The sequence below is a fragment of the Lacrimispora sp. BS-2 genome (assembly GCF_040207125.1).
Lineage (GTDB): Bacteria > Bacillota > Clostridia > Lachnospirales > Lachnospiraceae > Lacrimispora.
Genome location: NZ_CP157940.1, coordinates 1198519 through 1210538 on the forward strand (window position 1 = coordinate 1198519; position 12020 = coordinate 1210538).

The window sequence follows — 12020 nt, forward strand, 5'->3', positions numbered from 1 at the left end:
ATAATTATTTGATTTCGTAAAGGAGAATTTTGTGATGTTTTCAGAACATTTGCAGCGATATGCCCAGGAAAAATATGAACTCAGACTTTCCTTTTTGGGAGGTCTTAAGGGAGAAATCGAGAAAGCCATGGAAAGCTGTTCTCCCAGGGAACAAGTGCTCATGAAATTTTTATATGGGACAATGCCGGTACGGGATGCCGGAGAGTATGATTTTTCAGTGTTTCTTGGATTTGTAAGGCATTCCATCATGGTTTATGATCAGATGGAATGGTGTCAGGAAATTCCGGAAGATATTTTTCTCCATCATATTTTATATTACAGGATCAATACGGAGAATATCGAAGACTGCCGCAGATTTTTTTATGACAAGCTGATCGAACGGATCAAAGGGCTTTCAATAAGGGAGGCAGTGCTGGAAATCAATTACTGGTGTGCGGAGAACGGAACTTATGAAGCTTCCGACAACAGGACCATATCCCCTGTGACTGTGTATAAATCCGGAAAGGGCAGGTGCGGTGAGGAATCCACCTTTGCCGTAACAGCTTTTCGGAGTGTGGGCATCCCTGCCAGACAGGTGTATACTCCAAGATGGGCTCATTGTGACGATAATCATGCATGGGTTGAAGTGTTTGTGGAAGGAAAGTGGCATTTTCTGGGAGCCTGTGAGCCGGAAGAAGTGCTGGATAAGGGTTGGTTTACCAATGCCTCCTCCAGGGCATTACTGGTACACACCAGAACTTTTTCCGATTATTCCGGCGATTCGGAGACGGAATGTCTGGGCCAGGAAGATTTATTGGTCTATTATAATGGGACCCCAACCTATGCCCTGACCAGATCTTATGAGATCCAGATTCTTGATGAGGATAAAAGACCGGCAGAGAATGTCCGGGTTTCTTTTGAAATTCTCAATATGGCGGAATACTGCAGCGTGGTGAACTTATACACAGACAGGAATGGAAGGGTATCCATCACCATTGGTCTTGGAGATATCCGTGTCCGTGCCATGAAGGATGGGCTATGCTGTGAAGCGTGGATTTCTCCGGAAGATGGGGAGGAAACGGTTCTGGTGCTTAAGAAGGAAGTGGATAAATCCGGAAGGGATACCTGGGTGGATGTGGACGTCAAGGCTCCAAAGGATTACCCCGTGAATCCGGTGAAGCTTACAAAGGAACAAAAGGAAAGAAACCGGAAACGGATATATGAGGCGAACCAGAAGAGGGAAAGCAGAATCGCCGGATATTTTAAGGAAGAAGAGGCTTCCCATTATCCGGATGAAACAGAACTCCTTCGGTTGTCTGCCGGTAACTTTGATGAAATCTATCAATTTCTTTCCAGGGATCAGAATCCGGACCGTAAAGCAATGCTTAACAGCCTGACCGTAAAGGATTATAAGGATGCCAGAGCAGAAATCCTGGAAAGCCATCTTGCAGGGGCCTCTCCATATCGTAAGGAATGGGAAGAGAATGGAAAACTGGATCTTTATGTAAAATATATCCTCTGCCCAAGAATTTTGCTGGAGGAAATGACGGATTACCGGAGTTTTATTGAGGGATTTTTCCATGAGCAGGAAAAGGAAGGTTTCCGTAAAAATCCTGAAACTATTTGGGAATATGTGAAGCAGCACATTGGTTTTGAACCAAAACTGGACTATAAGACGATCTGTTCCACTCCGGCAGGAAGCCTTAAGCTTTTACAGGGCAATCCCCTTAGCCGGAAGATATTATTTGTCGCCATCTGCCGGACGCTTGGCATTCCGGCCCGGATGAACCTGGTAAATCTGGAGGCTGAAGTTTATGAGGCAGGCAGGTTCGTATCAGTATCAGGGGCTGATGAGTTATTAAAAAACAGGAACAAAGAGTCAGGAAAGCTGGTGCTTTATGGGGAAACAGACAGCCTGTGGACCTATTACCAGACATGGACAATTGGAAGGCTGAAAGAGGGACAGTTTGTGTCTCTGGATTACACTGGCGTGAAATTTTCCGGCGGTGTATTAAAGCTGGATCTGGAGCCTGGTATTTACCGGCTAATCACCTCTGCCCGCCTTCCCAGTGGAAACCAGAATGCCAGCGAGTATGTCTTTGAATTAAATAAGGATGAAGAAAAGTCTGTAACCATGCGCTTAAGGGCTGGAAGTCTGGAAGATATGCTGGTCGACAACTTGCTGGATGATTTTGATGTGACCGTGAAAAAAGAAAATGAGAAAGAGCAGACGGTTCCGGCATCGGTCCTTATGGGAGGAAAGGCCAATATTCTGGCTATTATGTCCGAGGGTCAGGAACCTACCGAGCATGTTCTTAACGAAATGCTGGAGCAAAAAGATGCCTTAAATGCCCTTGATGGCCAGATCATTTTTCTGCTTCAAAGTGAAATGTCATTGCAGAACCGGACCATCAGCAAGGTTTTGGAAGCAATACCCCGGATTAAGGTGGGTTACATAAACTTTGATGATGGGGTGGAACCGCTGGCCAGGAGAATGTATGTGGATCCGGAAAAGCTTCCTCTTTTGATCGTCACGGATCCCGGATTAAAGGCAGTCTATGGATGCAGCGGCTACAATGTGGGGAGCGTAGACTTAATGATGAAGCTTCTGGGCTTAAGCAGGAACAGGCTGCAGAAAAATAAATGCCTATAGGAAGAGCCTTTCCTGTGATTTGACGGCAGAGAATTGTAAAATAAGAAAAAACATTTTGCAAAATATATAAAGTTGTTATATACTGTTTGTTGGAGTACTATCAGAAGTCGAATACCCCGCAGCAGGCTAGGGGGCGGTATTTGACTCCATGGGCAGCCGCTAAAATCAAGATTACATAATTTTGATCCGCTGCCTTCATGAGAATAACAGACAAAAGGATGGTTTGAACATGGCTATTTTAGAAAATTGGAGAAACCTGGCATACGGCGATGAGCTGGATGATAAAGGAAAAGAAGAATTATGGACCGAGTATTTTAAAGTAGAAAAAGGAATCTATGAGCATATTCTTTCCAAGCCAGAGGAAGTGGTTGAGGGAACGGTAGAGGATCTGGCAAAGAGATATGGAACAGATGTCCAGACAATGACCGGTTTTTTAGATGGAATCAATGAAAGCTTAAAGGGATATGAGAATCCTATTGAGACTATGGACGAGCAGACCGTGGTAAAAATAGAGATCGATCCGGAAAAGCTTTATTATAATATGGTAGAAGCTAAAGCAGAGTGGCTGTATTCTCTTCCGGAGTGGGATACCATACTGCCGGAGGAGAAGAGAAAAGAGCTTTATAAAAAGCAGAAGGTTTCTGGAACCATTGTTAAGGGAGCAAAGGTCGGAAGAAATGATCCATGTCCATGCGGCAGTGGCAAGAAGTATAAAAAGTGCTGCGGATCCAGCCTGTAATTAAATGCTGCCTGGCAGCAGGATGAAGAGACAGGAAGGCAGGTACCTCTTTATGAGTTACCTGCTTTGTTTTTGAAGAATAAGAGGAGATACCCTGCGGGTATACCTAAATGCCCATAGAGCATGGGCAGTAGAGAGGAATTTGTGAATGGAAGCGTATACTAGCTTTGCAGAGGTCTATGACCGGTTTATGGACAATATTCCATATAAGGACTGGTGTGAATACGTAACCGGTCTGCTGAATGAATATGGGATAAAGGATGGCCTGATTCTTGACCTGGGCTGCGGAACAGGAAGTCTTACAGAACTTCTTGCGGACCGGGGATATGATATGATCGGAGTGGACAACTCTGAAGACATGCTGCAGATAGCCATGGAAAAGCGGGAAACGTCAGGAAAAGACATTCTTTATCTTATGCAGGATATGAGGGAATTTGAACTTTACGGCACGGTGCGGGCCGTTTTAAGCATCTGTGACTGCATGAATTATATTCTGGAATATGAGGATATGACGGAAGTTTTCCGGCTGGTCAACAATTATCTGGACCCGGGAGGAATTTTTATATTTGATCTGAACACCATATATAAATATGAAACCCTTATGGGAGATTCCACCATTGCCGAGGACCGGGAGGAATGCAGCTTTATTTGGGATAATTATTATGATAAGGAAACCAGGATCAATGAATATGATCTTTCTCTGTTTATCCGGCAGGAGGAAAACCTGTACCGGAAATATACGGAGAATCATTACCAGAGAGCATATTCTCTTGATGAGGTAAAAATGGCGATAAAAGAGGCTGGCATGGATTTTGTGGCTGCCTTTGATGCTTTTTCCAAAACTCCCGTAAAAGATACCAGTGAAAGAATTTATATCATAGCAAGAGAACGCGGAAAGGAATTATAATATGGCTGATTATATTGTCAGAGCCACGGCAGGGGATCATCAGATCCGCGCCTTTGCGGCAACTACCAGAGAAATGGTAGAACAGGCAAGACAGGCTCATAATACAAGCCCTGTGGCTACGGCTGCTTTAGGCAGGCTTTTGACTGCAGGGAGCATGATGGGCGTCATGATGAAGGGGAAAGATGATTTACTGACTTTAAAGATTCAGGGAAGCGGCCCAATGGAAGGCCTTACGGTAACTGCAGATTCAAAGGGAAATGTAAAAGGCTATGTTTATAATCCCGGTGTCATGCTTCCACCCAATCAGGCCGGAAAGCTGGATGTAGGCGGTGCGGTAGGAGAGGGAGTATTAAGTGTAATTATGGATATCGGCTTAAAGGAGCCTTATGTTGGACAGACCATACTGGTAGGCGGTGAGATTGCTGAAGATCTGACGTATTACTATGCTGCTTCAGAGCAGACGCCGTCATCGGTGGCGCTGGGCGTTTTAATGAATAAGGATAACACCGTTAAGCAGGCCGGCGGCTTTATTATCCAGCTCCTGCCGGGAGCCTCTGAGGAGGTCATTGGAAGCCTGGAGAAAAAGCTGGGGGAAATCACCTCGATCACGGATCTGCTGGATCATGGAGATACACCGGAAATGATTCTCCAACACATCCTTGGAGACTTTGGCTTAGAGATGATGGAACAGGTACCTGCCCGCTTTTATTGCAATTGTGATAAAGCCAGGGTGGAAAAGGCCTTGATCAGCATCGGGAAGAAAGAGCTTCAGGAAATGATCGACGAAGGAAAGAGCATTGAAGTGAATTGTCATTTCTGCAATAAAAATTATGAATTTACAATAGAAGATTTAAAAAGGATGTGCGAGAAGTCGTAAGACAAGGACATCAAAAAGAGCCATCCACTGGATGGCTCTAATCGTAATCATGTGAAACAATATAACTTCTTCCTATATATTGAAAAAGGTACACTGATGAGTCAATGATTATAATTTGGTAACGTTTGTAGCCTGTGGTCCCTTAGCTCCGTCTACAACATCGAACTCTACTGCAGCGCCTTCGTCTAATGACTTGAAGCCATCCATACTAAGACCTGAGTAGTGAACAAATACATCGTTACCCTGTTCGTCGGAAATAAATCCGTAACCCTTTTGGTTGTTAAACCACTTAACTGTACCTTTCATTATGATACCTCCAAAATGAATAAAAAGTTGTACTGTTACAGGATATCTGTAACCTCCCTAAGAATAGCATAAAAAGAGAAAGGTGTCAAACGTTTTCCGTCTTAAAAATCAAGAAATCTTTAGAATAAATTTAAAGGGAAATAAGTGGTAAAATCAGAGAAATTTGTGGTAAAATGAGAAAAGATTCTTTTGCAAGGATAAAAAGGTGAAAGCAATGAAATTTATGAATTTATGGGGTCATTTTTGCACGATCAATATACATAAGATCAGGGTCATGAAAAACTGTTTTCGTGTGGGCCTTATAAAACAGGGGCTGCTTCACGATTTATCAAAATACAGTCTGGAAGAATTCATACCAGGCGTTCTTTATTATCAGGGGACCAGAAGCCCTAATGCTGCCGAAAGAGAGGACAAAGGTTTTTCAAGAGCCTGGCTCCATCATAAAGGCCGCAACAAGCATCACTACGAATACTGGATCGACTTTACCACTGATATGTCGGAGGGACTGGTAGGTCATAAGATGCCTTTAAATTATGTCATTGAAATGATGATGGACCGGATCGCCGCATCGAAGACCTATAAGGGTAAGGATTACACCGACGCATCGCCGTGGGAATATTACATGCACGCGAAACGCTATATGGTCATTGATCCTGAGACGAGAAGTTTGTTGGAGGAGCTTCTTGTGATGTTAAAAAACCAAGGGGAAGAAAGGACATTTGCCTACATCAGGTATTTGTTGAAAAAAGGAGATTATCCGTAAAAGGCCAATTAAGGGAAGTCATGTGGCTTCCCTTAAAAACATCCGTATTCCCCACATTGTTTTAAATTATCTGCACATAGTATCAAACAAATGACGGATGTAAAGGCGAAGCTTTTCGCCATCCTCAAAAAAGTCCGGTTCATAGGGAACATAAGTGATTTTATCCTTGAATTCCATTTGCAGGCATGGCGTCCATAAAGGGGAAAACTGGGGAAGATAACAGCCGGCCCTGCGGGTGTAGCATGTCTTGGCCGTAGCTTTTGTCCGGGCTTCCTTATCCACGTACTCAGCCACGCTTTTGTGAATGGCTTTGTCTTCATAAATCAGATAATAGTAATTTTTATAATCAGGATAAAAGAATTTTAATTCGCCCTCATAGAGGTCAATGGTTGTGGTCAGGTATTCTCCTTCTGCCTCCATGGAAATCAGGGAATTGGATTTGGAAAATCCAACGGGAATGGCAAAGCCATTTTTGCAGGTAAGCCTTAAGGAGGGGAACTCCCGGCCAAAAATATCTTTTTGGCATAAAATTTCCTGATGTTCAAGAAGAAAGCTGTGTTCTAAAAAGTCCGGGTAATTCAATATAGGGAGGATCAGGGGCATTCCCTTTAAATCGTCTTCATTATGTAATATTAAAAGGTCAAATAAAAATTTATCATGAGAGATTAGATAATCTCTGTAAACTTCAATCAGCTGTCCGCCGGAATAAAGATCCTTCCGCTCCACTTTTAAAAATTCCTCAATGGCTTTCTGCTTCATTGAGGGAAGCCCGAGAAGCCCTCTGTAAGGGCGTATTTTTTTGTAAATATCCAGGCTTTTCACACCGGAAAAATCATAAGGCATCCCATGGGCAAGGCAGCGCTTTAAAAGATAGGGAATATCAAAACCATCTCCGTTAAAATGTATGACTGTAGTAAAGTTTTCTAAAAATTTAAAAAAGGTTTCCAGCAGCTCTTTTTCTGAGTCCAGGGTGTCTGCGAACCACTGAACCAGGTTCCAGCAGCTGTTTTTATAATAAACACATCCGATCAGATAAAGGGTAGAATACGTCCCGGAAAAACCTGTGGTTTCTATATCAAAGAACAGCAGATCCTCTTTCCTGCCGATCCGGTCAAAGGGATATGTTTCATGAAATGCAATGGTTTTCTGTAAAGTGATCACAAATGCTTCCGCCCTTTCTTTCGTACTGTCCATGTTTTTGGGCAGGCCCCCACCCGCTTTACCGGGTGTAAATGTATGCGCGCAGGGTGTTGCCTTCCTCAACATTATAGCGGAAAGACGCCGGTCCGTCAACGGAAACAGAATATTTGTTCGACTATCCGCTTGCATAACAACAGGCTGTATGCTATGATAAATAGCAAAGGTGGGATTTCCTGCATAATAGTCAAAAGGAGACAGAGGTCGTGATTTCTTTCGTAAAAGGGCCATTGGTTGAAATATTTGAAGATACCGTTGTAATAGAGAGCGGGAACGTGGGATTTGAGATACATGTTCCTGTATCCGTGCTTCAAAAACTGCCGGGAATCGGCGTAGAGACAAAATTGTATACATATTTTCAGGTGAGAGATGATGCCATGTGCCTCTACGGTTTCTTAAACCGTCAGGATCTGCAGATGTTTAAGCAGCTCATAAGCGTGAATGGGATTGGCCCCAAAGGAGCTTTGGGAATTCTTTCCGCCCTGGATCCGGAGGATTTAAGAAGGGCCATTGTCACAGGAGATGCCAAAGCCATATCCAAAGCGCCGGGGGTCGGAGCAAAGACGGCTCAGAGGATTATATTGGACTTAAAGGATAAAATTGATATGGCTGAACTTCTCCCTTCCGGGTTTGTGGAACCGGTGAACGGGCCTGCTTTATCCGGCGGAATAGCAGGAGAAGCAATGGATGCGCTGGCGGCTCTGGGATATTCCGCAGCCGAGGCAGGCAGGGCGGTTCGTCAGGTGGAAGTGACGGAGTCCATGACAGTGGAAGATGTGCTTAAGGCCTCCTTAAAGCATTTGGCATTTATATAGAATAACGGGTAAAAACAGAGATGGAACGTAGAATCATAACCACAGAGATAACGGAAGAAGATAAAAGGATAGAGCCGAACTTAAGGCCCATGTGCCTTGATGAGTATATTGGACAGGAAAAGATACGTACTAATTTAAAAGTATACATTGATGCAGCCAAAGCCAGGGGGGAATCCCTGGATCATGTTTTGTTTTACGGGCCTCCCGGTCTGGGAAAGACTACTCTTTCAGGAATCATTGCCAATGAAATGGGAGTCAATATGAAGGTCACATCAGGGCCGGCAATTGAAAAACCGGGAGAGATGGCCGCCATACTGAACAATCTCCAGGAAGGAGATGTGCTGTTTGTGGATGAGATCCACCGCTTAAACCGTCAGGTAGAAGAGGTTTTGTATCCGGCCATGGAGGATTTTGCCATAGATATCATGCTGGGGAAGGATTCCTCTGCCAGATCCATAAGGCTGGATCTTCCTAAATTTACTCTGGTGGGAGCGACCACCAGAGCAGGGCTTTTAACAGCTCCATTAAGGGACAGGTTCGGTGTGGTGCAGAAGCTGGAATTTTACACGCCTCAGGAGCTTAAGATCATTGTCTGCCGTTCAGCCAGGGTCTTACAGGTGGAAATCGAGGAAGAAGGAGCGGCAGAGATTGCCAAGCGCTCCAGAGGAACTCCAAGGCTGGCAAACCGCTTATTAAAAAGAGTACGGGATTTCGCCCAGGTAAAATATGACGGTATCATTACAAAAGAAGTGGCGGATTTTGCCCTGGACATTCTGGACGTGGATAAGTTTGGCCTGGACTATAATGACCGGGCGATCCTGACCACAATGATTGAGAAGTTTGCCGGCGGTCCGGTAGGACTGGACACCCTGGCTGCTTCTTTAGGAGAGGATGCCGGGACGCTGGAAGATGTTTATGAGCCCTATCTTCTGATGAACGGTTTTATAAACCGAACCTCCAGGGGGCGTGTTGCCACGGAACGGGCGTATGAACATCTTGGAATCTCCATGGGATCATGACCTGCCTGAATTTTAGAATTTTCCTAATTATTCAGCCATACTTTTTGGACATAAAGGTATGCAGGCAGGGCTTTTCTATCTGCAGAAAATATGTTATAGTAAAAAAGAGCAAATGAAACAGGGAGAAAACAGCATGGATTCCAAACGCAGTACAGAAGTTTTAATAGATGGTAAGATTTATGCATTGGGCGGAAGAGAAGAGGAAAGTTATATTCACCGCCTGGCAAGCTACATCAATGAGATGATTATAACGCTGAAGCATCAGGAAGGGTTCACGAAGCAGAGCGCAGAATATCAGAATATCATGATCCAGCTGAATATGGCGGATGATTACTTTAAGGCCAGAGAACAGTCCGCCGGACTGGAGCAGCAGAAGGCGGAGATGGAAAAGGAGATCTATAGCTTAAAGCATGAACTTGTGGCCACTCAGATGAAGCTTGAGTCGGCAAAGCTGGAACTGGCGGAAGCCAGGAAATCTGCGGATTCCGATAAGAAAGAATAAGTCAGGAGGGGATGTTGGGCGGCTGGGCCGTGACATCCTCTCTTTCATCAATAAAGGAAAAAGGAGGAACTTGTGAAGAAAGCAGTCGAAATTCTTGCTCCGGCAGGATCATTTGAAAGTATGAGGGCAGCGGTGGCGGCAGGTGCCGATGCGGTCTATATGGGCGGCAGCCGGTTTGGAGCAAGGGCTTATGCGGAAAATCCCCAAGAGGACAAGCTGCTTGAAGCCATTGATTACGTCCATCTTCATGGGCGAAAGCTGTACATGACGGTTAATACGCTGATGAAGGAGCAGGAGATGTATGAGCTTTACGATTATCTTCTTCCTTATTACAGGCAGGGTCTGGATGCGGTTATTGTACAGGATATGGGAACCTTCCAATTCATCCGGGAGAGTTTTCCGGGACTTCCCATTCATGCCAGCACGCAGATGACCATTACCGGCGCTTATGGAGCCGGGATTTTAAAAGACCTGGGTGCGGAACGGGTTGTTACTGCCAGGGAATTGTCCTTAAAGGAAATTGCGAAGATCCATGAACAGGTGGATGTGGAGATCGAAAGCTTTGTACACGGCGCATTGTGCTACTGCTATTCCGGTCAATGTTTATTCAGCAGCCTCATAGGAGGGCGAAGCGGAAACAGGGGAAGATGCGCCCAGACCTGCCGCCTTCCCTACGAAGTGAAACGGGAAGGACAGGCTCTTGGAGGAGGAGGAGACCGTTACTGCTTAAGCCTTAAGGATTTGAGCACCCTGGATATCATACCGGACCTGATAGAAGCCGGAGTCTATTCCATGAAAATTGAAGGAAGGATGAAGAGCCCCAGATACACGGCAGGAGTCGTGAGCATTTACCGAAAGTATGTGGACCTTTATCTTGCTAAGGGGAGAGAAGGCTATGAGGTCGAAGTGCAGGATAAGAAAATACTTCTGGACTTATTTGACCGGGGCGGACAGACCGATGGATACTATAAGCGCCAAAACGGACGGGATATGGTGGTCTGGAAAGAGAAGCCGGCTTTTCGGGAAGGCAATCAGCCGTTATTCGATTACCTGGATAAAAATTTTGTGGAAAAGCAGGTAAAGGAGCCGGTGGTTGGAACCGCGTTTCTGGAAGAGGGGCAAAAGGCCTCTTTGCTCCTAAGTGCCTGCGGTCATAATACCGCAGTCACCGGGGAGATCGTGCAGACAGCCCAAAATCAGCCTGTAACTGAGGAAAAGGTGAGAAAGCAGCTGGATAAGACGGGAAATACTCCTTTTTATTTTGAAAATCTTGATATTAACATAAAAGGAAACATATTTCTGCCGGTTCAGGCTCTCAATGACCTGCGAAGGCGGGGGCTGGAAGCCTTGGAATATGAGATTCTTAAGGATTACAAAGAGAACAGACAGGCAGAGCCGCCAAAAGCTGCCGGGGAGGCTGGTTACAGACGGAAACCGGTTTCAGAAGGTCCCAAGCTTACGGTTTCTCTGGAGCGGCCGGATTGCTTTGAAGAAGCGGTGAACAGCCCTGATGTAAAAAGAATTTATATCGATGCTGCAGAATTTAAGCCGGAACAGTGGAAAGCGTCTGTAGAAAGCTGCCACAGGGCCGGTAAGGAATGTATGCTTACCATGCCCCATATTTTCAGGACAAGGGCGGAACAGTTCTTTGATAAATATTTAACAGAACTGAAAACCGCAGCATTTGACGGATTCCTGATCCGTTCTCTGGAGGAAACCGGCTATTTAAAAGAGAAGGGTATCAGAGGAAGCCTGATATTTGATTTTGGAATGTATGGAATGAACAATCCAGCCCAGGAGATGCTAATGGAACTGGGGGCGGATGAGCTGACCTGGCCGGTAGAATTAAACAACCGGGAATTGGGAAAACTAAAAGTTCCGGGAGAGCTTTTGGTATACGGCCGTCTGCCCATGATGGTGACTGCCCAGTGCCTTCATCAGGGAATGGAGCGGTGTGATAAGACACCGGTTGTTTTGACATTAAAAGACCGGATGGGAAAATCATTTCCCGTAAAAAACCATTGTGTTTTCTGCTACAATTCCATTTATAATTCGGCGGCCCTGTCCCTTCTTGGATTAGAGGATGCGGTAAAGGGATTATCCCCCTTAGGACTGCGGCTTCAGTTCACCACAGAGAACAAGGCACAGACAAAAGCGGTGATACAAAGCTTTTCTGATGGATTCCTTTATGGGAGAGAAGCAAAGCTGGCCTTTGAAGAATTCACCAGAGGTCATTTCAAACGCGGCGTAGAGTAGGTGGCAT

General features: G+C 45.1%; 11 protein-coding genes. 9 read left to right on the forward strand and 2 right to left on the reverse strand.

Going from position 1 to position 12020, the window contains the following annotated elements; genetic code table 11:
- Positions 1-34 precede the first annotated feature (34 nt).
- From ABFV83_RS05725 to hslO, 4 genes are all read left to right on the forward strand, one after another.
- The gene (locus ABFV83_RS05725) at positions 35-2632 is read left to right on the forward strand and encodes a transglutaminase-like domain-containing protein (RefSeq protein WP_349947966.1); all 2598 of its coding nucleotides are present in this window, start codon (positions 35-37) and stop codon (positions 2630-2632) included.
- 229 nt (positions 2633-2861) lie between these two features.
- On the forward strand, positions 2862-3371 hold the full coding sequence (locus ABFV83_RS05730; RefSeq protein ID WP_349947967.1) for an SEC-C metal-binding domain-containing protein: 510 nt from the start codon (positions 2862-2864) through the stop codon (positions 3369-3371).
- Between the two features lie 148 nt (positions 3372-3519).
- Positions 3520-4278 (forward strand): class I SAM-dependent methyltransferase, encoded by a 759-nt coding sequence (locus tag ABFV83_RS05735; RefSeq protein WP_349947968.1) that lies wholly within the window; start codon positions 3520-3522, stop codon positions 4276-4278.
- A gap of 1 nt (position 4279) precedes the next feature.
- The gene (gene hslO, locus ABFV83_RS05740) at positions 4280-5155 is read left to right on the forward strand and encodes an Hsp33 family molecular chaperone HslO (RefSeq protein WP_349947969.1); all 876 of its coding nucleotides are present in this window, start codon (positions 4280-4282) and stop codon (positions 5153-5155) included.
- Positions 5156-5263: 108 nt separating this feature from the next.
- On the opposite strand, the gene ABFV83_RS05745 is transcribed toward hslO, so the two are convergent.
- Entirely contained in the window at positions 5264-5461 is a 198-nt protein-coding gene (locus tag ABFV83_RS05745; protein ID WP_025233342.1) for a cold shock domain-containing protein, read from the reverse strand.
- A gap of 214 nt (positions 5462-5675) precedes the next feature.
- Between ABFV83_RS05745 and ABFV83_RS05750 the strand changes: the two genes are divergently transcribed.
- The gene (locus ABFV83_RS05750) at positions 5676-6224 is read left to right on the forward strand and encodes a DUF5662 family protein (protein WP_349947970.1); all 549 of its coding nucleotides are present in this window, start codon (positions 5676-5678) and stop codon (positions 6222-6224) included.
- A gap of 66 nt (positions 6225-6290) precedes the next feature.
- Here the strand turns inward: ABFV83_RS05750 and ABFV83_RS05755 are convergent, their stop codons facing one another.
- Positions 6291-7418: a ribonuclease H-like domain-containing protein gene (locus tag ABFV83_RS05755; RefSeq protein ID WP_349947971.1), complete on the reverse strand. Its 1128-nt coding sequence runs from the start codon at positions 7416-7418 to the stop codon at positions 6291-6293.
- A gap of 209 nt (positions 7419-7627) precedes the next feature.
- Here ABFV83_RS05755 and ruvA point away from each other — a divergent pair, with 209 nt between their 5' ends.
- The 4 genes from ruvA (at position 7628) to ABFV83_RS05775 (ending at position 12013) form a co-directional block, all read left to right on the forward strand.
- The gene (gene ruvA, locus ABFV83_RS05760) at positions 7628-8236 is read left to right on the forward strand and encodes a Holliday junction branch migration protein RuvA (RefSeq protein ID WP_349947972.1); all 609 of its coding nucleotides are present in this window, start codon (positions 7628-7630) and stop codon (positions 8234-8236) included.
- A gap of 20 nt (positions 8237-8256) precedes the next feature.
- Positions 8257-9255 carry a Holliday junction branch migration DNA helicase RuvB gene (gene ruvB / locus ABFV83_RS05765; protein WP_349947973.1) on the forward strand — a complete coding sequence of 333 codons (999 nt, stop codon included), beginning with the start codon at positions 8257-8259 and terminating at the stop codon, positions 9253-9255.
- 133 nt (positions 9256-9388) lie between these two features.
- A complete protein-coding gene (locus ABFV83_RS05770; protein WP_349947974.1) occupies positions 9389-9757 on the forward strand; it encodes a cell division protein ZapA in 369 nt (122 codons plus the stop codon).
- Between the two features lie 120 nt (positions 9758-9877).
- Entirely contained in the window at positions 9878-12013 is a 2136-nt protein-coding gene (locus ABFV83_RS05775) for a DUF3656 domain-containing protein (RefSeq protein ID WP_349948869.1), read from the forward strand.
- Positions 12014-12020: the final 7 nt, after the last annotated feature.